The organism is Sphingobium chlorophenolicum, from assembly GCF_000722875.1.
Taxonomy (GTDB): domain Bacteria; phylum Pseudomonadota; class Alphaproteobacteria; order Sphingomonadales; family Sphingomonadaceae; genus Sphingobium; species Sphingobium chlorophenolicum.
In genome coordinates this window covers 1-21131 of sequence record NZ_JFHR01000072.1, presented here as the reverse complement: position 1 = coordinate 21131, position 21131 = coordinate 1, and the positions used below count along the sequence as shown (strand labels likewise).

Sequence of the window (21131 nt, the reverse complement as noted above, 5' to 3'; positions counted from 1 at the left end):
GTGCCTCACAGGCCAAGTCAGCGGGTTGGGCGCGCCCCCCCCCCAACCCCTCCCCTGAAGGGGAGGGGCTTTGATGGTTCGTTTGTCAGAGGAAATATTTGACCTTTATATCCTGCCGCACCGCCGCGCCCGTTACGGCGAACTGGGCCGAGCGGAAGCTGGGGGCGCCGAAGCGGATCTCGGGGTTGCGGGAAAAGCCCACGCCCTCGCGGGGGATGCCCGCGAACGTGTCCAGTTTTCCATTGCCGTTTTCGTCGTGGATGATCGCGATGGCATAGGTGCCCGGCTCCATCCGGCCCAGCGCGACCGCGCCGGAGGTGACGGGCAGGGTGAAATGCCGTGCCTCCGGATCCTTGCTGCAATCGGGGAAATGGGCCGCCTGCCGCGTGACGCAGATCAGGAAATTACCCTTGGCCGAACGCAGGCCCTGCACGTCCATGCTGAGCGGCTGGGCCAGATCGGACTGGCCTGCCCCCGCCGTCATCATTGTCGTCGCGATCAACAAGCCCGTCCTGATCTTCACGCCGCCTCCCTGAAGCTGCCCAATCCCGCGTCGGTCCCGCACAGCCGGTCCCAGACGCGGAAATATAGTCCGTAATTGCAGGCATATCGGTCATGATGCCGCTGATGATGGCTGGCGGTGATCAGCCAGCCGCCCAGCGGACCGCGCACCAGCCAGCGCGGAAACATCTCCCACCCCATATGGTTGCTGACGCCCATCACGGTCATGATCGTCAGCACCGCGCCCAGCGCGCCGACATGGATGGGGATCAGGAAGACCAGCGCCGGGATGACGACCGCGCCGGTGACGGCTTCCCACGGGTGGAAGCTCATCGCCGCCCAGGCGGTGGGCGGGCGGCTGGCATGGTGGACGGCATGGGCGATGCGGAATGGGCGCGGGCGGTGCATCCAGCGGTGGGTCCAGTAGAACCATGTGTCGTGCGCGGCGAGGTAGAGGAGGACCGAGACCGGCAGATACCAGAGCGGCCGGGCGTGGACGTCGGCATAGACCAGCGTCCATCCGTGCGCCTGCCAGCCCCAGGCGACGATCCCGGCGGGCGTGCCGTAGATCAGCGCGGACGCCAGCGACCAGGCGATTTCGCGGCGGATCTGGCGGTCCAGCCCGGTGTAGAGGCCCGGTTTGCGGTAGCGGGTGGCCAGCGCGAAGGCGCCGCTGGTCAGCAGATAGCGCGCGCCCACGATCAGGCTCATGGCGAGGGCGGACAGGAGGATCGCGGCGAGCATGGGGCCGACCATAGGCAGTCCCGTGCCCGCCGTCACGCGCCGTTCAGGTGCGGGGACGCGAAGCTCAAGTGCGGGGACGCGGATTTTAAGTGCGGGGACGCGCTTGGCGATAGCTGCCGAGAATGCGCACCCATTTGGTGTGGAATTCCAGTTCGGCCAGCGCCCGGTCTATCGCGGGATCGCCGGGCATCCCTTCTATGTCGCAGAAAAATTCGGTCGCGGCGAAGCTGGCGCCGCGCTGGTAGCTTTCCAGCTTGGTCATGTTGACGCCGTTGGTCGCGAAGCCGCCCATCGCCTTGTAGAGGGCGGCGGGGATATTCTTCACTTCGAACAGGAAGGTGGTCATCACCGGGCCGACGCCCGCGACCGGCATCCTCGGTTCGCGGGACAGGACCAGGAAGCGCGTCATATTGTCGTCGCTATCCTCTATATTCTCCGCCACCAGGCGCAGGCCGTAGAGTTCCGCCGCCAGATAGGGGGCGATGGCCGCTTCGCCGGGCACCTGCGTTTCGGCGACCAGCGCCGCCGCGCCCGCCGTGTCGGCGTAGGAGACCGGCTGGATGCCGCGTTCGCGCAGATAATGGCGGCATTGGCCCAGCGCCTGCGGATGGCTGACCGCGCTGGTCACGGGGGCGGTGTCGGCCGCCATCAGGCAGTGGCGGATGCGCAGGAAATATTCGTCGACGATGTGCAGGCCGGATTCGGGCAGCAGGAAATGCATGTCGGCCACGCGGCCGTGCAGGCTGTTCTCGATCGGGATGATCGCCCGCGCCGCATCGCCGTTGCGCACGGCGTCGATCGCATCCTCGAACGCGAAGCAGGGCAAGGGCACGCAATCGGGCGCGTAATCCCGCGCGGCGAGGTGCGAATTCGCGCCCGGCGCGCCCTGAAAGGCGACGGCGCGAGCAGGGTCGGCGGCGGCCTTTGCAGCGAGGTCCGCAACCAGGGCGCGGGCGGGGGCGGGATAGTTTTCCATGGGTGCCAGCGCGCTTATTCACTTCATGGCGCGGGCGCAAGCATCCTCGTCGCCGGGCAAAGCCATGAAAAAGCGTGCGCGAACCCGTTCAACCCGGCTTGCACGTTCGCACTTGCGCCATTATGGCAGCGCGCTAGAGGGGACGCGAGATAAGCGACCAGAAGAGAAATCCAGGGGAATCCGAGCGAATGGGCGATCGTTTCAACACCGCTGCCGGTTGGGCTTTGTTCGCGGGCATCATCGCGCTGGGCGGTGCCATCGTCAGTTCCAAATTCTTCCATGAGGAACGGCCGGAGAAGATGGGCTACGCCATCGAGGGCGTCGAGGCGGAAGGCGAAGGCGGCGCTGCCGCCGGGCCGGGCCTGAACACGCTGCTGGCCAGCGCGGACCTCGCGGCGGGCGAGAAGGTGTTCGCCAAGTGCGCGGCGTGCCACACCGTGAACCAGGGCGGCGCCAACGGCATCGGCCCCAATCTCTACGCCACCGTCGGCGAGGCGGTTGCGCAGGGCAAGGGCGGCTTCGCCTTCTCCGACGCGCTGAAGAGCAAGGGCGGGAACTGGACTTTCGAGGCGCTGGATCACTGGCTGACCAGCCCGCGTGAATTCGCGCCGGGGACCAAGATGACCTTTGCGGGCCTGGGCAATCCTGCGGATCGCGCCAACCTGATCGCATGGCTGAACAGCCAGGGTTCGAACCTGCCGCTGCCCGCCGCCGACGCGGCTCCGGCTGCTGCCGAGGGTGGAAATGCAGCTGCGGCCGAGGGTAATGCGGCGGGCAATGCCGCCGAAGCGCCTGCCGCCAAATAATCACCCGTTCGGGTCGATGAATTGACGGGCGCGGCCGTGATGGCCGCGCCCGATTCGTTTGCGGGGCCGCGAATCAGGTCCGGGGCGCGCCGTGGATGGCGGTGACGCGGCGGGATTCGTTCAGGGAGACGGTCAGGTCGGCGCGGTGCGGCATCTCGTCCAATATATGGCGGGTCAGGCGCTCATAATGTTGGATGAAGCGGGCGACCTGAGCGTCCGTCATGCCGCCGGGGGCGGCTTTGCGCAGGGCGTGTTCCTGCTGGGTGCGCCAGCGTTGGACGATGTCGAAGCCGGGCGCGGCCAGCAGGGCAAGCCGGTTCAGGCGTCCGAACAGCGGCTGATATTCGGTCGCCAACGCGTGGTTCACGAAGCTGCGCCAGCGGGCGTCGGGGTCTTCATCCCGTTCCAGGGCGTTGACCGGGGCCTGTAGCGCGGCTTCCTCCTGCGGGCGGGCGCCGACGCACCATCCCTCCAGCAGCAGCAGGCGCGTGCCTGCCGCCGCCCTTTCCCATCGCGTCTCCGGCAAGCGGTCGTCTGTCGCCTTGTCGAAGCGGGGCAACAGCGCCGGGTCGCCGCGTTCCAGCGATTCGATGACTTGCAGGCCCAGCGGGATGTCGTGCGTTCCGGGCACGCCGCGGGTGCGCAGGAGGGGATGGATGGCGTTTGCCAGTTGCTCCCGCTCTGCGCGGGTGCGGTAGAGGTCGTCGAGGGAGAGGATCGCCGCCGGGATGCCGTCCCGCGCCAGCCGCGCCTGCAATGCCGCCGCCAAAGTCGATTTGCCGCTGCCCTGCGCGCCGCACAGGCCGATGGCCAGCAGCCCGTCGCCATGATCCGCCAACGCCCGGCGCGCCAGTCCTTCGACCGCGTCCAGCGCCGCCTGCGCCATGGCTATCGTTCCGCGATCAACAGCTTGTCGATCTTGCGTCCGTCCATGTCGACAATCTCGAACCGCCAGCCCTGATCGTCGATATAGTCGCCCACTTCGGGCAGGCGCTTGAGCAGCCACAGCGCATGGCCCGCGACGGTCGCGTAATCGCGGTCGTCGGGCAGGTCGATGCCGATCCGGTCCGCCAGCAGGTCGACCGGCATCTGGCCCGACACCAGCAGGCTGCCGTCGTCCCGCTCCACCAGATCGGGTTCGTCCGCGCTGTCGAGGTCGGACACGAAATGGCCGGCGATGGCCGACAGCAGGTCGGCGGGCGTCGCGATCCCCTCAAAATGACCATATTCGTCATGGACCATGACCATCGGCACTTCGGCGCGGCGCAGCACCTCCAGCGCGTCCATGGCGTCGACCTGATCGGGCACCACCTCCACCCGGCGCATCAGCGTTTCGAGGTGCAGCCCCTCCCCCCGGAACAGCGCCGTCATGATGTCGCGGGCCTGCACGACGCCGATAATATCCTCCACCGTGCCGCGCCCGACCGGCAGGCGGGTGTGCGGCGTGTCGAGCAGCTTGGCGCGAATCGCATCGTCGTCGGCGTGGATGTCGATCCAGTCGACGTCCATGCGCTGGGTCATCACTTCGCGCACCGGGCGGTCGGCCAGGCGGACGACGCCGGAGATGATGGCGCGCTCGCTTTCCTCGATCACGCCGGACTTGCTGGCTTCGGCGACGATCAGATGCAGTTCCTCCGCCGTCACATGCTGTTCCGATTCGCGGGTCATTCCGAGCAGGCGGAAGATAAGCGCGCTGGACCCGTCCAGCACCCAGACGATGGGCGCGGTCAGCCTGGCCAGCCAGAGCATCGGCCCGGCGACCAGCACGGCGATGGGTTCCGGGGCGCGCAGGGCGAATTGCTTGGGCACCAGTTCGCCCACGATCAGCGAGGCATAGGTGGTGAGGCCGATCACCAGCGCGAATCCGGCATTTTGCGCGGCGTTGGGCGACAGGCCCAGCATCTGCAATCGTTCCGCCGTCGGCCCGCCCAGGCTGGCGCCGGAATAGGCGCCCGCGACGATGCCGATCAGGGTGATGCCGATCTGCACGGTGGAAAGGAATTTGCCGGGGTCGCTCGCCGCCGCCAGCGCGGAGCGCGCGCCGCGCCGCCCGGCCTTCTCCATCGCCTGGAGGCGCGGCCTGCGCGCGGAGACGATGGCCAGTTCCGACATGGCGAACAGGCCGTTGAGCGCGACGAGCGCCAGGATGATGACGAGGTCGACCCAGGGAAAGGGCGTCGGAGCGTGCGGGGGGATATTGGCCATGGCGGTCGGGGGCCATCTATAGCCTTGATTCTTACAATTTCACAACCGTCCCATCATCCGGCGTTCAGTTCGCTTGTGGAACAAATGCCCCTGCTCGACCATTTGGGCCTGCATCCGCCGCTTGTCGGAGGCATGAGGAAAAGGGAATTGGAATCCATGCGGAATTTTCATCGCATCATGGGCGCGGCCGGACTGGCCGCGATGTTGGCCACCACCGCCTGCACCACCGATCCGAACACCGGGAACCGCACCATATCCAAGGCGGCAATCGGCGGCATCGGCGGCGCGCTGGGCGGATATCTGCTGGGCGATCTGGTCGGCGGGCGGCATGACCGCACCGAAAAGATATTGGGCGCGGGCATCGGCGCGGTCGCGGGCGCGGGCATCGGCGCCTATATGGACGCGCAGGAAAAGAAATTGCGCGAGCAGACGGCGGGCAGCGGCGTGGACGTGATCCGCGACGGCGACAATCTGGTGCTGCGCATGCCGTCGGGCATCACCTTCGCCACCGACAGTTCGGCCGTGCAGCCGCAGTTCCAGCCGACACTGAACGACGTGGCGTCGGTGCTGGCGCAATATCCCAAAACCTATATCGACGTGTACGGGCATACGGACAGCGACGGGACGGATGTTTACAATCGGGGATTGTCGGAGCGGCGCGCCCAGGCGGTCGGCGATTATCTGACCAGCCATGGCGTCCAGTCGGCGCGCATCGCCACGCGGGGCTTCGGCGAGACGCAGCCGATCGCGTCGAACGCCACGGCGGAGGGGAAGGCTTCGAACCGGCGGGTGGAGATCAAGATCGCGCCGGTGACCGAGCAGGATGTGCGGAGCTGAGGACGCGGGACTGAATGGGCGTATCGGGGGGCCTGATGGGGGTTCTTCGGTACGCCGTTTCGTTGGGTGTGGTGGCTACAGGGCGAATGGCGGAGAAGGGTGGGAGCGGACCCATCCTATTCCTCCCCATCGAGAGATGGGGAGGGGGACCGCGCGTAGCGTGGTGGAGGGGAAGATACGCAGGTCACGCCATTTCCCCTCCACCACCGCCTTCGGCGGCGGTCCCCCTCCCCACGCTGCGCGTAGGGAGGATGTTAATGTCCGCAATTGGTCGATTTTGCTCAGGCAGCTTTCTCGTCCGGAACCGGACCTGCATCAGCGGCGGTTCCCAACGGATAAGCCGGAAACTCGCTACGCTCGCGCCCACCCCTAACCCCTCCCGCCTGCGGGAGGGGAATGTCTTGGGGTTAGAAGCTGGCTTTCAGGCCGTCGATCACGAATTGGGCGGCCAGGGCGGCCAATAATACGCCGAGAAGGCGGGTGATGACCGCTTCGATCTTCGCGCCGAGCAGGGCCATGATCGGACCCGCCGCCAACAGCGAGCCGAGCATCAGGATCAGCGTCAGCACCACCGCGCCGATCACCACCAGCCTTTCGCTGATCCCCTCCGCCCGCGACATCAGCAGCATCACCGTGGCGATCGATCCCGGTCCGGCGATCATCGGCATTGCCATGGGGAAGACCGACACATCCTCCACCTCCGGGGTTTCGGCGATCTTGTGGGCGCGGTCTTCGCGTCTTTGGGTGCGTTTTTCGAAGACCATGTCCATCGCGATCATGAACAGCATGATGCCGCCCGCGATGCGGAAACTGTCCAGTTCGATGCCGAGCACGCCCAGCAACTGCTTGCCCCAGAGCGCGAACAGCAGCAGGATCGCCGCCGCTATGCCCACGGCGCGGATCGCCATGCTTCGGCGCTGCGCCATGGTCGCGCCGTTCGTCAGGCTGGCGTAGATGGGCGCGCAGCCCGGCGGGTCGATCACCACGAACAGGGTGACGAAGGCGGAGATGAACAATTCCGTCATGCGCCCGCCGCCACACGGTCGTCGATCACTATTTCATAGTCCGATCCGTTCCACATGCGCACGGTGACGCGGCGGCTGCCGTCCGTGGCGACGTCGGCGGTCCAGATGAGGCTGTCGTCGGTGGGGACGGGTTGCCCCTCCCCTGCCGGATGCTGGCCGCCATGGCGGCGCTTGCAGGTGGCGACTTTGCCGATCAGGAACTCCGGGGCTTCACGGGCGACGGCGAGCGTGTCGCCATGGTCCATGATCCATTTCCAGTCGCCCTTCTTGTCCCGCCGCCAGATGGTCGTGAAATAGCCGACCGATCCGTCGGGCCGTTTCCAGTTGCCGGTGCTGGCCGCCAGATTGCCGTCGCAGGACACGGTGATGGCCGATGGCGACCATGTGACCGAAGCGGGCGGATCGGCGCGGCCCTTCAGCCATATTTTCGCCAGCACCCGCTGCGGCGTGAACATCACCGCTTCGTCCGCGGCGGTTTCGCGGAAGGCGGTCCATTGCCCCTTCTGCTTCGCGAGCCGGTTGAAGGCCAGTTCGGCGGCGAAGACGGAACTGGGATCGGGCTGATAGCGCATGGGCGGGCGCGCAGCCGCCAGCGTCAGGAAAGTCAGGATCAGGAAAGCGGCGCGCGCCTTCACAGCCCCTCCGGCTTCGCCAGCCCTGCCCGCGCATGGGCCGCGACCAGCGTGTTGCGCAGCAGCACCGCGATGGTCATCGGCCCCACGCCGCCCGGAACCGGGGTGATGGCGCGGACATGGGCCAGCGCCTCCGCCGTGGCGACGTCGCCGACGATGCGGCTCTTGCCGTCCTCCGTATCGGTGACGCGGTTGATGCCGACGTCGATCACGGTCGCGCCGGGCTTGATCCATTCGCCCTTCACCATCTCCGCCCGGCCCACCGCCGCCACGACGATGTCGGCGCGATGCACGACCGAGGCAAGGTCGCGGGTGCGGCTGTGCGCGATGGTGACGGTGCAATTTTCCGCCAGCAGCAGTTGCGCCATCGGCTTTCCGACGATGTTGGAGCGGCCGACGACGACCGCCTCCAGCCCCGAAAGATCGCCCAGTTCGTCCTTCAGCAGCATGAGGCAGCCGAGCGGCGTGCAGGGCACCATCGCATCCTGCCCGGTCGCCAGCAGGCCGCTGTTGACGACGTGGAATCCGTCCACATCCTTGGCCGGGTCGATCGTGCCGATCACGGAGGCTTCGTTGATGTGCGCGGGCAGCGGCAACTGGACGAGGATGCCGTCGACCCGGTCGTCGGCGTTCAGTTCCTCGACCAGATCGAGCAGTTCCTCCTCGCCTATGCTGGCGGGAAGCTTGAACTCCATGCTTTCCATGCCGGCGGCGAGCGTCATCTTGCCCTTGTTGCGGACATAGACGGAACTGGCGGGGTCTTCGCCCACCAGCACCACGGCGAGGCCCGGCTTTCGCCCCGTCTTGGCGGTGAAGGCGATCACCCCGTCCCCGACCTTGCCGCGCAGCGTTTCCGCGAACGCCTTGCCGTCAATGATCTTGCCGATGGTCATGATGCTTCAACCCATTTCCTGATGATGACGGAAAGTCGTGCGAACGACAATGGTTCACCGCCGCCCTTGATCCGCAGCCGCTTTAGCCGGTTGGTGTCGCCCGATTCCAGCGAAATCGCGCTGCGCGGCCAATCCAGGCGCTTTGCCAGCAGGGCGATCAGCGCCGCGTTCGCCCTGCCCTTCTCCGGCACGGCGCGGACGCGGGCGCTGAGCCATTGCGCGCCCTTTTCGTCGGTCCAGACGCCGCCGATCTCTTCCTTCGTCGCGCCGGGGGTCAGCCGGACGGCAAGCAGCAGATCGGCGCCGTCCAGACTCCAGACCGTCACACCAGCCCGAACAGCGGCGGCAATATGGCCTGGCGGATGATGAGGATGCCCAGCAGCACCACCATCGGCGACAGGTCGAGCGCCCCCAGATCGGGCAGCACCCGGCGGATGGGATTATAGATGGGCGCGGTCATCCGATCCAGCGCGACCATCACCGTGCGCACGACGTCGTTGGAAAGATTGACGACGTTGAAGGCGATCAGCCAGCTCATGATGGCTTGAACGATGATGATCCACCACAGCACATCGAGCAGGATGACGATGATCTGATAGAGGGCGTAGGCCATGCAGTCTCCGATTTGATTGGGATTGCTCTAGCCGAGGCGGGCGGCGCGGGACAAGCCATGGCGGGAGAATTGATTGGGTGGGGGTGTTGAAGGCTGATGGACGGGATGGGGCGTGACCTGCGTATTTCCCCTCCACCACCGCTTTCAGCGGCGGTCCCCCTCCCCATGCAAGCATGGGGAGGAATAGGTTAGCGGCGTACCAGGGTGCCGGCGCCGCGGTCGGTGAAGATTTCCAGCAGCATCGCGTGGGGCACCCGGCCGTCCAGGATGACGGCGGCGTCCACCCCGCCCTCTACGGCGCGGACGCAGGTTTCCAGCTTCGGGATCATGCCGCCGCTGATGGTGCCGTCGGATTCCAGGCCGCGGATCGTGTCCGGGTTGAGATCGGTCATCAACTGGCCCTGCTTGTCCAGCACGCCTGCGACGTCGGTCAGCAGGAAGAAGCGCGACGCGCCCAGTTCCGCCGCGATGGCGCCCGCCATGGTGTCGGCGTTGACATTATAGGTGTGGCCGTCCGCGCCGATGCCCACCGGCGCGACCACGGGGATGATGCCGTCCCGCGACAGCGTGTCGAGGATGGAGCGGTCGACCCGTACCGGATCGCCGACGAAGCCCAGGTCGACATTGCGCTCTATGCCGGAATTGGGGTCCGCCTCCCGCTTGCCCAGCACCTTTTCGCAGAGGACGAGGCCGCCATCCTTGCCGGAAATGCCGACCGCCCGGCCGCCCGCGCCCGCGATCCAGCCGACGATTTCCTTGTTGATGGAACCGGCAAGGACCATTTCCGCGATCTGGGCGGTTTCCTTGTCGGTGACGCGCAGGCCGCCGATAAATTGCGATTCGACGCCCAGTTTCTTGAGCATCGCGCCGATCTGCGGGCCGCCGCCATGGACGACGACGACATTGATGCCGACCGCCTTCATCAGCACCACATCCTCCGCGAAATCGCGCGCCGCTTCGGGATCGCCCATGGCGTGGCCGCCATATTTCACGACGAAGGTCTTGCCCGCATATCGCTGCATATAGGGCAGCGCCTCGACGAGGGTTTCGGCCTTGGCGAGGAGCGCCGGATCGGGGGCGTGCTTGCTGTTCATGCGCGGGCGCATAGGGCTTTATGCCCCCCGCTGCAAGTTAGCGGTCGAGCCGCCGCCCTAGCGCGACCAGCCCGTAAATGACCGGGGGGACCAACAGGGCCGACAGCGCGACCTTCGCCAGCATCTGGCCCAGCAGCAGTTCGCCGATGGGGAAAACGCCGTAAAAGGCGATGGAAACGAACAGCAGCGTGTCCGCGATCTGGGACAGGATGCTGGCCACGGCGGCGCGCAGCCAGAGGAGGCGGCTGCCCTCCTGCCCTTTCAGCGCGGCGAAGAGGGTGACGTTCAGCGTCTGGGATATGCCATAGGCGACGATGCCGCCCAGCCAGATGCGCGGGGTGCCGCCCATCATCAGCGCGAAGGCGTCGCGCCGGGCGGGGTCCATGTCGCTCGCCGCCGGGACGGACAGCACGGCGATGGACAGCAATATGGAGGCGATGAGCGGCAGGAAGCCGACCTGCACCAGCCGGTTGGCGACCGCCCGGCCGTGCAGTTCCGCGACGGCGCTGGAAATCGTCACCAGCAGCAGGAAGGCGAAGATTCCCGCCTCCACCGCCAGCGGGCCGAGGCCGAACCAGGGGCCGATGGCGGAAAGCGGGCCGAGCGCGACCTGCTTGTTCCCCAGCACGCCCGCGATGCAGACCATGCCGCCATAGAAGATCGAGAAGACGAAAAGCGAACGCGCGATCGGCGCGGGTTGGGAAGCCATATGAGGGGCTTAACGGGATTTCGCCGGAGTGGGAAGGGTGGAGGAGGAATGGGCCGGGATGGCCCATTTCCCCCTCCGCCTGCGGCCTTTCAGCTCTTGGCGCATTCCCCGGCGCGCTTGCCGGTGACGTCGTGGGTGGTGCGCAGGACGGGGCTGCCGCCCTCCGTCCGGGTCATGGTGCTGCCGAGCGTCAGCGTGTCGGCGGTGAAATTGCCCTCCAGCACGATTTCGGAGGTGCCCTTGCCCGCCGTGCAGGCCAGCGTCGCGATCAGGCGGCCCTTGCGGATCAGCTTGTCCTTGTAGGTGCAGTCCTTGCCCTCCGCCCCCGCGAGCGCGTTCGCGTCGGGCACGCCCGCCGCGTCGACGGCGATGCAGGTCTTGTCCTCATCCACCTGCTTGAGCGCCGCCTGATATTGGGCGGGCGTGACGGTGGGGGTGTTGTAGCCGGTGGTCTTGCGGGTGAGCGTCCATTCGCCCCCCTTCATGACGATGGGCGCTTCGGCGGTTTCGGGCGCGGGTTCCGGCTGGCTGCCGCACGCCGCCAAGCCGAGAGCGAGCGGCAACGCCGCCAACGCAACTTTCTGCATATCCTCTCCCCTGTTCTCGCTGGTTCACGGAACCGGAAGGAGGCTCGCGCCAAGTCGCGAAAAGCGCAAGAGGAATTTCTGCCCGGCGGCCGACCGCAAGACCGGCGCGCCGGGCCTTGGCCTATTTGGCGGCGCAGGTGTCGCCGATCCACTTGCCGCTGGTCCTGGCCTTCATGCTCATGTTCATGCCGTTGGGGGCGCCGGTCATCTTCATGTCCATGTGCATTTCATAGCTTTCGGGCGCGTAGCTGCCGGACATGACGGCGTTCATCGTGCCGCCCTGCGACTTGCAGCTTATCTCCCCCTTCACCGATCCGCCGCTGGCGTCGAAGCCCTTATAGGTGCAGTCCTTGTTCTCCTGGCCGGAGAACATCTTGCCGCTGGGGTTGGCGGCTTCCTCCGGCGAGACGCAATATTTGATCGAGGCGCGGCTCATCATCTTCTTCATCTGCTCTTTCATCCGGTCGCCGCCGCCCGGCATGTTGGGCATGTCGATGTCGACCAGTTCATAGGTGCCCTCCCACTGGCCGGGCTTGAGCTGGACCTTCTGCACCTCCTGGCGGACCTCTTCGCTGGTCTGGGGCTGGCCGGACGGCTTTTCGCCGCAGGCCGCCAGCAGAGATGTCAAGCCGATCAGGACGGGAAGTGTCGCACGCATAGGCATTCTCCCTGTTTCCCACTCCATTTTGCTAGCCACCATAACAACCGGCGATGGCGATGCAATGCGGAAGAAGCCAAGCCTTTTGTTCTTGATTTGTTCTGATTATTTTGCTATGAGCCGTCGGCAAGCGGGGGAGTGTCTATGAAACCAGAAGAGACGGGTGATGAGGATAGTTTGAGAGCCTTCGGCCACTATCTGCGAACAGGACAAAGGCTGCTTCCTGATCGATTGGAAGTGAAATTCAATCCTTGGCATGATGAGAAGAATGGTCGGTTCACTTTTGTTGGGCAAGGCCGGTATTTTGGTGGAGAAGGTAGTGCAAACAACGACCTTCGATACAGCCAAAGGGGAGATGCCGGAGGAAAAGCGACTGCGAAATGGGACCGTGCGGACAGTCGAGCAGATGACGATGGTGTGCCGGATCGAAGTCATTTCCATCCCGACCATCCGAGCAATTATTCCTTATATACTGTTCAACCCGGCGATTCTCTCTCGCGCATAGCTGCGTTGCGGAAAGGGTTGAAGGCAAGCGACCTTGCCTGGTTGAACGAGATGCCACTCCATCAGACGTTGAAGGTCGGGCAACAAATCAAACTGCCTCATCAGCGAATTTTGGATGCTGGACGTGAGGCTAAGAACAAGTTCCTTGCCCTTGCCTATTATATGGACTCGCATGATGGAAAGTTCCCACCCAATCCTGCGAACCCGCCATCGCTGGAAAGCCAGATTCTCAATTCCAACTGGAAAAGGGAGAGTAAGAATGGCTATGATTTCTATATAGACATGCTTGCTCGACTTCGAAGGGTCGGCGGAAACCTGTCTGACGGGCCAACTGGAGCGCGATCACGCCGCAATCAGCTTCAGGCGGGTCGGCCGAATCGCCGTCCCAGCGATGATGGCGGGCATTTTATCGCTTCTCGCTTCAACGGACCAAGCGATAGTTTCAATCATTTCGCCCAGGAAGCCAATTTTAATCGTGGCGCCTATCGCGCCATAGAGGATGGATGGGCCAAGGAGTTGCAGAAAGGGCATAAGGTGTTCGTCGATATCGTTCCACATTATGAAGGCACATCCAGACGCCCGGACAGCATTACAGTCACTTGGTTCGTTGACGGACAACGAAGAGGCAAAATTTTTTCCAACGAAACAAAGGGCCGATCCAATGGCAAAAAATAAGCTGGATATGCTGGGACCGCTCTTGAACGAGATAGGGCAAGTGGTGGCTGATGTCGTTGGCGGCGATCCCAATGGCATCTTCCTCTATGTGGAGGTCGGTGATGGGTGGATCAGTCCCAATCTGTACAAGGACGAAGGCGAAGTTGTGCGTGATTGCGAGATCACTAGTCCCAGCTTGACCGACCTCATCTGGGAGGCATGGCATCTGGAGCCGGAAGGGCCAAACATGCGCTGGTCGGTCATGGAATATAGCGTCGAGAACGGCAAGTTCGACGTCCGATTCAAATATCCCGGTGAGGTCGACGTGGAGGCATATGATCATGACGATGCTCGTCGAGAAGCTGCCCTGCGCACTCGCTATGGTGACAAGCCGGTGATTTATCCTCCGCCGCCCAAGGGTGCGTTTGAATTGACGCCGTAGAAGGAACAGCGGCCCACGGCTTTTTTGTCTCCTGGCCCTGGAGAGCGTGAAGCCGATTGCGTCTCCAACCAAAGGCCCCATATTCGGCCCATGTCTATTCAAATCCGCACCACGCTGGAGGAACCTGAAACCGGCGAAGCTTTCGTCCCCCACCGCCCTGCGCGCCCGGAAAAGAGCGAGGGCGGGCGGGCGTTCAAGCTGGTTTCCGACTATGAACCGTCGGGCGACCAGCCGACCGCCATCGCCGAACTGGTCGAGACCGCGCTGACGGGCGAGAAGGATCAGGTGCTGCTGGGCGTCACCGGATCGGGCAAGACCTTCACCATGGCGAAGGTGATCGAGGCGTTGCAGCGGCCCGCGCTGGTGCTGGCGCCGAACAAAATTCTCGCGGCGCAGCTTTATGGGGAGTTCAAGAGCTTCTTCCCCGAAAATGCCGTCGAATATTTCGTCAGCTATTACGATTATTATCAGCCCGAAGCCTATGTGGCGCGGTCGGACACCTATATCGAGAAGGAGTCCAGCGTGAACGAGGCGATCGACCGGATGCGGCATTCGGCCACCCGCGCCCTGCTGGAGCGGGACGATGTGCTGATCGTGGCGTCCGTGTCCTGCCTGTACGGCATCGGGTCGGTCGAGACTTATTCGGCCATGACCTTTTCCATGAAGAAGGGGCAGGTGGAGGACCAGCGGGAGATCATCCGCAAGCTGGTGGCGTTGCAGTATAAGCGCAACGACGCGGCCTTCGCGCGGGGGAATTTCCGGGTGAAGGGGGATAATCTGGAGATTTTCCCCTCCCACTATGAGGATACGGCCTGGCGGGTCAGCTTCTTCGGCAATGAGATTGAGGAGATTGTCGAGTTCGACCCGCTGACGGGGAAGAAGATCGCGTCGCTGGATTATGTGAAGGTCTTTCCCAACAGCCACCATGTCACGCCGGGGCCGACGCTGAAGCAGGCGATGGAGGCGATCCGGTTCGAACTGGCGGAGCGGCTGAAGGAACTGACCGCCGAGGGCAAGCTGCTGGAGGCGCAACGGCTGGAGCAGCGGACCAATTTCGATCTGGAGATGATCGCGGCGACCGGAAGCTGCGCGGGGATCGAAAATTATTCGCGCTTCCTGACCGGGCGTCTGCCGGGCGAGCCGCCGCCGACTTTGTTCGAGTATCTGCCCGAAAATGCGCTGCTGTTCGTGGACGAGAGCCACCAGACCGTGCCGCAGATCGGCGCGATGGCGCGGGGCGACCATCGGCGGAAGATCACGCTGGCCGAATATGGATTCCGGCTGCCGAGCTGCATCGACAACCGGCCGTTGCGCTTCAACGAATGGGACGCGATGCGGCCGCAGACGGTTTCGGTGTCCGCCACCCCCGGCCCGTGGGAGATGGAGCAGACGGGCGGCGTCTTTTCCGAGCAGGTGATCCGGCCGACGGGGTTGATCGATCCGCCGGTGGAGATCAAGCCGGTGGAGGATCAGGTGGACGACCTGATCAACGAATGCCGCAAGGTCGCGGCGCAGGGTTATCGCACGCTCGTCACCACGCTGACCAAGCGGATGGCGGAGGATCTGACCGAGTTCATGCATGAGGCGGGGATCAAGGTCCGCTACATGCATTCGGATGTCGAGACGCTGGAGCGTATCGAGCTGATCCGCGATTTGCGGCTGGGCGTCTACGACGTGCTGATCGGCATCAACCTGCTGCGCGAGGGGCTGGATATTCCCGAATGCGGGCTGGTGGCGATATTGGATGCGGATAAGGAGGGCTTTTTGCGGTCCGAAACCTCGCTGATCCAGACCATCGGGCGGGCGGCGCGCAATGTCGACGGGCGGGTGATCCTCTATGCCGACCGGGTGACGGGCAGCATGGAGCGGGCGCTGAACGAAACATCGCGGCGGCGCGAGAAGCAGATGGAATATAATGCCGCGCACGGCATCACGCCGCAGACGGTGAAGAAGAATATCGGCGACATCATCGCTCATGTCGCGTCGAAGGATCAGGTGACGGTCGAGACGGGGCTGGAGGATCGGCCGCACCTCGTCGGGCATAATCTGCGCGCCTATATCGAGGATCTGGAGAAGAAGATGCGCGCCGCTGCGGCGGACCTGGAGTTCGAGGAGGCCGGGCGGATTCGGGACGAGATCCGGAAGCTGGAGGCGGAGGAGCTTGGGCTGCCCGCCGGGCAGCAGGTGGCGGCGCCGAGGGGGCGAGCGACCGAGGGGAAGCCGGGGACGCGGAAATTGCGCTATGGGAAGGTGCAGAAGAAGTTTGGGCGGTAGGGTGTGGGGTGTGGACCTATATCATTCCTCCCCATCGGTAGATGGGGAGGGGGACCGCGCGAAGCGTGGTGGAGGGGAATAGGCGCGACCTCCGAATTTCCCCTCCACCACCGCCTTCGGCGGCGGTCCCCCTCCCCATGCTTCGCGTAGGGAGGAATTTTTATTTTAGTGTGGCGATGGCTTGTTGGTCGCAGCGTTTGGGGGCTTGCGGGACGGGGGAATAGGTTGGCACCGGGATGGACTGGCCGATCTTGAGCGGGGCGAAGCGTTTTCGTTCTATTCCGGCGCAGCGCAGGTAGAGGGACAGCATTCGGGGCGGCGTGTCCCGTTTCTCGTAGGACAGGCGGAACGTGCCCCAATGGATGGGGATGGCGGTGGAGGCTTGCAGCTTTTCGAACAGGCGGACCGCCTGTTCCGGGCCGATATGCGCGTCGGACTGCATCTGGCCCGGATAGAAGCGGAAGGCGCCGATGGGGATCAGCGCCAGACGGATCGGTCCCAGACGCGCCGCCTCCCCCGGCCAGGCCATGTCGCCCGCGCCGGTGTCGCCCGCGAAGAAGATATTGCCTGCCCGCGTCTCTATGAAGAAGCTGGACCATAAAGCCCGGTTGCGGTCGGTGCCCCAGCGGCTGCTCCAATGATGGTTGCGCAGGACGTGGACGCGATAGTCGGGGCAATGTTCGTAATTTTCGCACTGGATCACCGTGCCGTCGCCCAGCCCGTTCAGCGCCGCGCCGGATATCGACTGGCCCCAGTCGAGCGCCGTCGACGGGATGCCGTTGGCCCCCAGGATGCTGTCGTTGCCCAGGCTGGTGACGATCTTCGGCCGGTCCCGGTCCCACAATTTTTTCAGCGTGGGGATGTCCATATGATCGTAATGATCGTGGCTGACGAGGATGAGGTCGATCTTCGGCAGGTCGTCGAAGCGCACGCCCGGCTGCGCCACCCGCTTCGGTCCGAAGGGGGGAAAGGGGCTGGCATGGTCGGACCAGATCGGGTCGGTCAATATGTTGAGGCCCGCCGCCTGCACCAGCACGGTCGCATGGCCCACCCAGGTCGCCGTCATGCCGCGGGGGGCGGCGACGGCGGGCGGGCGGGCGGGTTTCACCGCCACCATGTCCGGCCAGTCGGGACGGTCGTCCCGGCCAAGCAGCCAGCGCGCCATGAAGCCCTGCCGGTTGCTGCCGGGCGGGGCGGGAAAGACGATCTCTCCATCGGGATTGAAGAAGCGGGCGCCGTCATAATGGCGGCTGACCGGCCCTTCATAATAGATGCGGTCTAGGAAGGGCGGCACGATGGTCACCGCCAGACATAACGCGACCGTCAGGAACAGCAGCGCGACGCCCAGACCCTTCGCGATCCGGCCGGCGATGCGGCGCGCGTCCTTCACCCCCCTATTCCCCGCGCCGGTCAATGCGTGCGGCTGGTGACGGTGGCGTTGCCGTCGGGCTGGATTTCAATCAGATGGGCGGTGCCGTTGTCGCATTGCGCTTTCCAGCCGGTGACGCCGGGGCGCACTTGCGTCCGTTCCGACTTCGCGACGGTGGGGCAAGCCGCGCCCGACGCCCGCACCGCCCGTTCCAGCACGCCGTTGCGTTGCGCCTCGTCCAGCTTGGCGACGGCGGCGGCTGCGCCGGTTTCGGGGGCCGGACTCTTGTCGACGGCGGTGATCCGGTCGCTATCGTCTCCGCAGGCCGCCAGGGCGAGCAGCCCGGCCAGCACGATCCATTTGCGCATGTCTATCCTTTCGCTGGGGCGGCAAACCCGTCCGTCGCCCGGATGAGCGCGTCCAATATGCCGGGTTCGTTGAAGGCGTGGCCCGCGCCCTCGATCATTTCGAAGCGGGCCTGCGGCCAGGCGCGGTGCAGCGCCCAGGCGGTCTCCGCCGGGCAGGCCATGTCGTAGCGGCCCTGTATGATGACGCCGGGAATGGCCGCCAGCTTGCCCGCGTCGCGGATGAGCTGGCCATCCTCCAGCCAGCCGCCATGGACGAAATAATGATTTTCGATGCGGGCGAAGGCGAGCGCGAAATCGTCCGCCTCATGGGTGGCGGAAAGGGCTTCGTCGGGGAGCAGGCGGATGGTTTCGCCTTCCCACAGGCTCCACGCCTTGGCGGCGGCGATTTGGGCGGCGCGGTCTTCGCCGGTCAGGATGCGGCGATAGGCGTGGAGCAGGTCGCCGCGCTCAGCCACCGGGATCGGGGCGACGAAGCGTTCCCATTTGTCGGGATAGATGCGGCTGGCACCCTGCTGATAATACCAGTCGATCTCCTGTTTGCGGACGGTGAAGATGCCGCGCAGCACCAGTTCCGTCACGCGATCCGGGTGGGTCTGGGCATAGGCGAGCGCCAGGGTGGAGCCCCAGCTTCCGCCGAAGACCAGCCATTGGTCGACGCCCGCCATTTCCCGCAGCCGTTCGATGTCGGCGACGAGATGCCAGGTCGTGTTGGCCTCCAGCTCCGCATGGGGGGTGGAGCGGCCGCAACCGCGCTGGTCGAAGAGGAGGATGTCGTACCGCCGCGGATCGAACAGGCGGCGATGGTCCGGGGAAATGCCGCCGCCGGGGCCGCCATGCAGGAAGATGGCGGGCTTGGCGCCGGGGGTTCCGGCGCGTTCCCAATAGAGGCTATGCCCCTCCCCCACGTCGAGATGGCCGGTGGCATAGGGCTGGATCGGCGGATAGAGCGTGCGCATGGGCCAAGCTGTAGGAATTCTGGCGGGCAATGCAATCGGCGGAGGAACGTAGCGGGATTTGCGGGATTACATTTTGCGACAAATCTTTATCGGCTTTGCCAGAATTTTGCGACAAATCCTCCCTAGAGGGGATGCTTCCAGATTTTTTCCAAGGGGTTGAAAGTGCGCCGTTCCCTCGCCTGCATATTATTTCCGTTGATGATGAGCGCGGCCCCCGGCGCGTTGATGGCGCAGACCGAGGAACCCAGGGGACCGGCTGGGCAGATGGACGAAGCCGACGAGATCATCGTCACCGGCCAGCCGCAGCGCGGCGCGGTGGTCGGCAACATCAAGCCGGAGCAGCAGCTTTCCCCCGCCGATGTCCGCGCGCTGGGCGTCACCTCCATTGCGGAGATGATCAGCGAATTGTCGCCGCAGACCAACGGCAGCCCGGTGATCCTGCTGAACGGCAAGCGGATTTCCAGCTTTTCGGAGATTCAGGACATACCGTCCGAAGCGGTGGCGCGGGTCGACATATTGCCGGAGGAGACGGCGCTGGCCTATGGCTATGCGCCGACGCAGAAGGTGGTGAACATCGTGCTGCGCCAGCGTTTCCGCGCCGAGACGGCGGACCTGCGCGCAGGCACGACGATGCAGGGCGGGCGAGAGAACGGGTCGGTGGAAGGCGCGCTGCTGCGCATCCGGGGGGACAATCGCTTCACCCTGAACATGCAGTATAAGACCGCCGCCTCGCTGCTGGAAAGCGAGCGCGGCGTGACGCCGACGGTGCAGGGCCAGCGGGCCAACCAGCTATCGGGCATCGACGCCTTTTTGGTGGGCGAGAATGGCATGACCAGCGGCGAACTGGCGAACCACCGCACGCTCAGCCCCGCGACGGAGAGTTTCGCCACCAACGCGACCCTTTCCCGCGCTCTGGGCAAGGTGTCGATGACCGTCAACGGCCGGCTGGAACTGTCGGACAGCGACAGCCTGCAGGGCTATGAGTCGGAACAGCTTGTGCTAGCGGCGGGCAATCCCTTCTCGCCCTTTGCCGATGAGACCAGCTTCTATCGCTATTTTCGGCAATCGGGCGTGCTGGGGCAGCAGATCAAGGGCACGACCGGCCATGTCGGCGTGACGCTAAACGGCTTGCTGGGCGGGGGCTGGCAATGGTCCTTCACCGGCAATGGCGATTATTCCAGCACGCGCACCTCCACCGATCGCGGTTTCGGCGCGGCGGCGGTGCAGGGCGCGGTCAACGCGGGGGCCGATCCCTTCGGCAGCTTTTCGTCGGACCTGCTGTCTTCGCGGGTGATCGACCGGGCGAAGGCGGAATCCAGGGCGGTGCAGGGCGACCTGCTGCTGTCGGGGTCGCTGTTCGACCTGCCTGCAGGCGCGGTGACGACGGCGGTGCGGCTGGGCGGATCGGCCAATGGCTTCGATAGCTGGTCGATCCGGTCGGGCGTGGAGCGCGACAGCAGCTATGACCGGGAAATCGGCAGCGGGCAGATCAGCATCGACATGCCGATCACCAGCCGGTCGAAGGGCGTGCTGGGCGCGGTGGGCGACATCGGCGTCAATGTGAACGCGGCGGCGCAGCGTTATTCCGACTTCGGCACGCTGTCGACCCTGGGTTATGGGATGCGCTGGCGGCCCGTGCCCGCCGTGCAGTTGCTGGTGTCGGCCAATCAGGATCGGGCCGCGCCAACGGGAACGCAGATCACCGATCCGGAAATTCGCACGCCCAACGTGCCGGTGTTCGACTATGCGACGGGGCAGACGGTCCTGATCACGCAGGTGAGCGGCGGCAATGCGGCGCTGAAGGAAAGCGTGCGCGACCAGTTCCGGCTGAGCGCCAATATCAAGCCGTTCGACAAGCCCAATCTGACGCTGACGGCGACCTATACCAACAGCCGGACGCGCAATCCGATCGCCGCCTTCCCGACGCCGTCGCCCGCCATCGAGGCGGCCTTTCCCGATCAGTTCGTTCGCACCGGCGGCGTGTTGACGGAGATCAGGGCCTTTCCGGTCAACTATCTGCGGTCGCAGAGCGAGCAGTTGCGTTGGGGGTTCGACTTCAGCATTCCGTTGAAATCGCACATCCAGAAGGTGGTCGAGGCGTGGCGCGCGGCGGGCGCGAAGCCGGAGGAGCGGCCCAAGGAATTGCAGGACCTGCGCGGGCTGTTCGGCAATCGCGGGCCGGGCGGCGGGCAGCCGCCGCAGGGGCAGGATGGCGGCGACCGGCCGCGGGGCGAAGGCGGGCCAGGTGGGCCGGGTGGCGGCGGATCGGGCGGGAGCTTCGGGG

23 protein-coding genes are annotated in these 21131 nt (G+C 65.1%); 6 read left to right on the top strand and 17 right to left on the bottom strand.

Annotated elements, in window-relative coordinates; translation table 11 throughout:
- Positions 1 to 85: 85 nt before the first annotated feature.
- The 3 genes from BV95_RS20240 to BV95_RS20230 form a co-directional block, all read right to left on the bottom strand.
- A complete protein-coding gene (locus tag BV95_RS20240; protein WP_051749916.1) occupies positions 86 to 487 on the bottom strand; it encodes a DUF2141 domain-containing protein in 402 nt (133 codons plus the stop codon).
- A gap of 32 nt (positions 488 to 519) precedes the next feature.
- On the bottom strand, positions 520 to 1245 hold the full coding sequence (locus BV95_RS20235; protein WP_037456450.1) for a sterol desaturase family protein: 726 nt from the start codon (positions 1243 to 1245) through the stop codon (positions 520 to 522).
- Positions 1246 to 1330: 85 nt separating this feature from the next.
- Complete coding sequence (locus tag BV95_RS20230) at positions 1331 to 2221, bottom strand: prephenate dehydratase (RefSeq protein WP_037456439.1); 891 nt, start codon at positions 2219 to 2221, stop codon at positions 1331 to 1333.
- 188 nt (positions 2222 to 2409) lie between these two features.
- Between BV95_RS20230 and BV95_RS20225 the strand changes: the two genes are divergently transcribed.
- Entirely contained in the window at positions 2410 to 3027 is a 618-nt protein-coding gene (locus tag BV95_RS20225) for a c-type cytochrome (protein ID WP_037456436.1), read from the top strand.
- Positions 3028 to 3100: 73 nt separating this feature from the next.
- Here BV95_RS20225 and BV95_RS20220 read toward each other — a convergent pair whose 3' ends face one another.
- Positions 3101 to 3913, bottom strand: coding sequence for a kinase (locus BV95_RS20220; RefSeq protein ID WP_037456433.1), 813 nt, complete (start codon positions 3911 to 3913; stop codon positions 3101 to 3103).
- Positions 3914 to 3915: 2 nt separating this feature from the next.
- A complete protein-coding gene (locus tag BV95_RS20215) occupies positions 3916 to 5232 on the bottom strand; it encodes a hemolysin family protein (protein ID WP_037456430.1) in 1317 nt (438 codons plus the stop codon).
- Positions 5233 to 5388: 156 nt separating this feature from the next.
- Between BV95_RS20215 and BV95_RS20210 the strand changes: the two genes are divergently transcribed.
- The gene (locus BV95_RS20210) at positions 5389 to 6069 is read left to right on the top strand and encodes a YiaD family glycine zipper/OmpA-like lipoprotein (protein ID WP_037456447.1); all 681 of its coding nucleotides are present in this window, start codon (positions 5389 to 5391) and stop codon (positions 6067 to 6069) included.
- A gap of 407 nt (positions 6070 to 6476) precedes the next feature.
- Here BV95_RS20210 and BV95_RS20205 read toward each other — a convergent pair whose 3' ends face one another.
- The 9 genes from BV95_RS20205 to BV95_RS20165 all read right to left on the bottom strand — a co-directional run bounded on the left by BV95_RS20205 (position 6477) and on the right by BV95_RS20165 (position 12280).
- Positions 6477 to 7094 (bottom strand): MarC family protein, encoded by a 618-nt coding sequence (locus tag BV95_RS20205; protein ID WP_037456428.1) that lies wholly within the window; start codon positions 7092 to 7094, stop codon positions 6477 to 6479.
- The gene (locus BV95_RS20200) at positions 7091 to 7729 is read right to left on the bottom strand and encodes a Cif family virulence factor (protein WP_037456426.1); all 639 of its coding nucleotides are present in this window, start codon (positions 7727 to 7729) and stop codon (positions 7091 to 7093) included. The genes BV95_RS20205 and BV95_RS20200 overlap by 4 nt, the downstream gene beginning before the upstream one ends.
- Positions 7726 to 8619 (bottom strand): bifunctional methylenetetrahydrofolate dehydrogenase/methenyltetrahydrofolate cyclohydrolase FolD, encoded by an 894-nt coding sequence (gene folD / locus BV95_RS20195; protein WP_013848697.1) that lies wholly within the window; start codon positions 8617 to 8619, stop codon positions 7726 to 7728. The genes BV95_RS20200 and folD overlap by 4 nt, the downstream gene beginning before the upstream one ends.
- Positions 8616 to 8945, bottom strand: coding sequence for a DUF167 family protein (locus BV95_RS20190; protein WP_037456423.1), 330 nt, complete (start codon positions 8943 to 8945; stop codon positions 8616 to 8618). Before BV95_RS20190 ends, folD begins: the two co-directional genes overlap by 4 nt.
- Positions 8942 to 9232 carry a YggT family protein gene (locus BV95_RS20185; RefSeq protein ID WP_037456419.1) on the bottom strand — a complete coding sequence of 97 codons (291 nt, stop codon included), beginning with the start codon at positions 9230 to 9232 and terminating at the stop codon, positions 8942 to 8944. Before BV95_RS20185 ends, BV95_RS20190 begins: the two co-directional genes overlap by 4 nt.
- Before the next feature lie 188 nt (positions 9233 to 9420).
- Positions 9421 to 10338 (bottom strand): acetylglutamate kinase, encoded by a 918-nt coding sequence (argB, locus tag BV95_RS20180; protein ID WP_037456417.1) that lies wholly within the window; start codon positions 10336 to 10338, stop codon positions 9421 to 9423.
- Between the two features lie 25 nt (positions 10339 to 10363).
- Entirely contained in the window at positions 10364 to 11035 is a 672-nt protein-coding gene (locus BV95_RS20175; RefSeq protein ID WP_037456416.1) for a queuosine precursor transporter, read from the bottom strand.
- 89 nt (positions 11036 to 11124) lie between these two features.
- The gene (locus BV95_RS20170) at positions 11125 to 11622 is read right to left on the bottom strand and encodes a DUF3617 domain-containing protein (protein WP_037456413.1); all 498 of its coding nucleotides are present in this window, start codon (positions 11620 to 11622) and stop codon (positions 11125 to 11127) included.
- Positions 11623 to 11743: 121 nt separating this feature from the next.
- The gene (locus BV95_RS20165) at positions 11744 to 12280 is read right to left on the bottom strand and encodes a DUF3617 domain-containing protein (protein ID WP_037456411.1); all 537 of its coding nucleotides are present in this window, start codon (positions 12278 to 12280) and stop codon (positions 11744 to 11746) included.
- Between the two features lie 144 nt (positions 12281 to 12424).
- On the opposite strand from BV95_RS20165, the gene BV95_RS23315 reads away from it, so the two are divergent.
- From BV95_RS23315 to uvrB, 3 genes are all read left to right on the top strand, one after another.
- Positions 12425 to 13459 (top strand): LysM peptidoglycan-binding domain-containing protein, encoded by a 1035-nt coding sequence (locus BV95_RS23315; protein WP_081873470.1) that lies wholly within the window; start codon positions 12425 to 12427, stop codon positions 13457 to 13459.
- The gene (locus tag BV95_RS20150) at positions 13446 to 13880 is read left to right on the top strand and encodes a hypothetical protein (protein WP_037456403.1); all 435 of its coding nucleotides are present in this window, start codon (positions 13446 to 13448) and stop codon (positions 13878 to 13880) included. The genes BV95_RS23315 and BV95_RS20150 overlap by 14 nt, the downstream gene beginning before the upstream one ends.
- 90 nt (positions 13881 to 13970) lie before the next feature.
- Positions 13971 to 16154: an excinuclease ABC subunit UvrB gene (gene uvrB, locus BV95_RS20145; protein ID WP_037456400.1), complete on the top strand. Its 2184-nt coding sequence runs from the start codon at positions 13971 to 13973 to the stop codon at positions 16152 to 16154.
- Between the two features lie 160 nt (positions 16155 to 16314).
- Here the strand turns inward: uvrB and BV95_RS20140 are convergent, their stop codons facing one another.
- From BV95_RS20140 to pip, 3 genes are read right to left on the bottom strand one after another with little or no spacing between them, the layout of a single operon-like run.
- Positions 16315 to 17544 (bottom strand): MBL fold metallo-hydrolase, encoded by a 1230-nt coding sequence (locus BV95_RS20140; RefSeq protein ID WP_051749914.1) that lies wholly within the window; start codon positions 17542 to 17544, stop codon positions 16315 to 16317.
- Positions 17545 to 17564: 20 nt separating this feature from the next.
- Positions 17565 to 17891, bottom strand: a complete 327-nt coding sequence (locus tag BV95_RS20135; RefSeq protein WP_037456398.1) for a hypothetical protein — start codon at positions 17889 to 17891, stop codon at positions 17565 to 17567.
- Between the two features lie 2 nt (positions 17892 to 17893).
- The gene (gene pip, locus BV95_RS20130) at positions 17894 to 18847 is read right to left on the bottom strand and encodes a prolyl aminopeptidase (protein WP_037456396.1); all 954 of its coding nucleotides are present in this window, start codon (positions 18845 to 18847) and stop codon (positions 17894 to 17896) included.
- A 162-nt stretch (positions 18848 to 19009) separates the two neighbouring features.
- Between pip and BV95_RS20125 the strand changes: the two genes are divergently transcribed.
- A partial coding sequence (locus BV95_RS20125) for a TonB-dependent receptor (RefSeq protein WP_037456442.1) occupies positions 19010 to 21131 on the top strand: 2122 nt, incomplete at its 3' end.

Bases quoted from the DNA above. Each gene is read 5' to 3' on its own strand.
- BV95_RS20240 (WP_051749916.1), bottom strand. From the start codon at position 487: ATGATGACGGCGGGGGCAGGCCAGTCCGATCTGGCCCAGCCGCTCAGC.
- BV95_RS20235 (WP_037456450.1), bottom strand. From the start codon at position 1,245: ATGCTCGCCGCGATCCTCCTGTCCGCCCTCGCCATGAGCCTGATCGTG.
- BV95_RS20230 (WP_037456439.1), bottom strand. From the start codon at position 2,221: ATGGAAAACTATCCCGCCCCCGCCCGCGCCCTGGTTGCGGACCTCGCT.
- BV95_RS20225 (WP_037456436.1), top strand. From the start codon at position 2,410: ATGGGCGATCGTTTCAACACCGCTGCCGGTTGGGCTTTGTTCGCGGGC.
- BV95_RS20220 (WP_037456433.1), bottom strand. From the start codon at position 3,913: ATGGCGCAGGCGGCGCTGGACGCGGTCGAAGGACTGGCGCGCCGGGCG.
- BV95_RS20215 (WP_037456430.1), bottom strand. From the start codon at position 5,232: ATGGCCAATATCCCCCCGCACGCTCCGACGCCCTTTCCCTGGGTCGAC.
- BV95_RS20210 (WP_037456447.1), top strand. From the start codon at position 5,389: ATGCGGAATTTTCATCGCATCATGGGCGCGGCCGGACTGGCCGCGATG.
- BV95_RS20205 (WP_037456428.1), bottom strand. From the start codon at position 7,094: ATGACGGAATTGTTCATCTCCGCCTTCGTCACCCTGTTCGTGGTGATC.
- folD (WP_013848697.1), bottom strand. From the start codon at position 8,619: ATGACCATCGGCAAGATCATTGACGGCAAGGCGTTCGCGGAAACGCTG.
- BV95_RS20185 (WP_037456419.1), bottom strand. From the start codon at position 9,232: ATGGCCTACGCCCTCTATCAGATCATCGTCATCCTGCTCGATGTGCTG.
- argB (WP_037456417.1), bottom strand. From the start codon at position 10,338: ATGCGCCCGCGCATGAACAGCAAGCACGCCCCCGATCCGGCGCTCCTC.
- BV95_RS20175 (WP_037456416.1), bottom strand. From the start codon at position 11,035: ATGGCTTCCCAACCCGCGCCGATCGCGCGTTCGCTTTTCGTCTTCTCG.
- BV95_RS20170 (WP_037456413.1), bottom strand. From the start codon at position 11,622: ATGCAGAAAGTTGCGTTGGCGGCGTTGCCGCTCGCTCTCGGCTTGGCG.
- BV95_RS20165 (WP_037456411.1), bottom strand. From the start codon at position 12,280: ATGCGTGCGACACTTCCCGTCCTGATCGGCTTGACATCTCTGCTGGCG.
- BV95_RS23315 (WP_081873470.1), top strand. From the start codon at position 12,425: ATGAAACCAGAAGAGACGGGTGATGAGGATAGTTTGAGAGCCTTCGGC.
- BV95_RS20150 (WP_037456403.1), top strand. From the start codon at position 13,446: ATGGCAAAAAATAAGCTGGATATGCTGGGACCGCTCTTGAACGAGATA.
- uvrB (WP_037456400.1), top strand. From the start codon at position 13,971: ATGTCTATTCAAATCCGCACCACGCTGGAGGAACCTGAAACCGGCGAA.
- BV95_RS20135 (WP_037456398.1), bottom strand. From the start codon at position 17,891: ATGCGCAAATGGATCGTGCTGGCCGGGCTGCTCGCCCTGGCGGCCTGC.
- pip (WP_037456396.1), bottom strand. From the start codon at position 18,847: ATGCGCACGCTCTATCCGCCGATCCAGCCCTATGCCACCGGCCATCTC.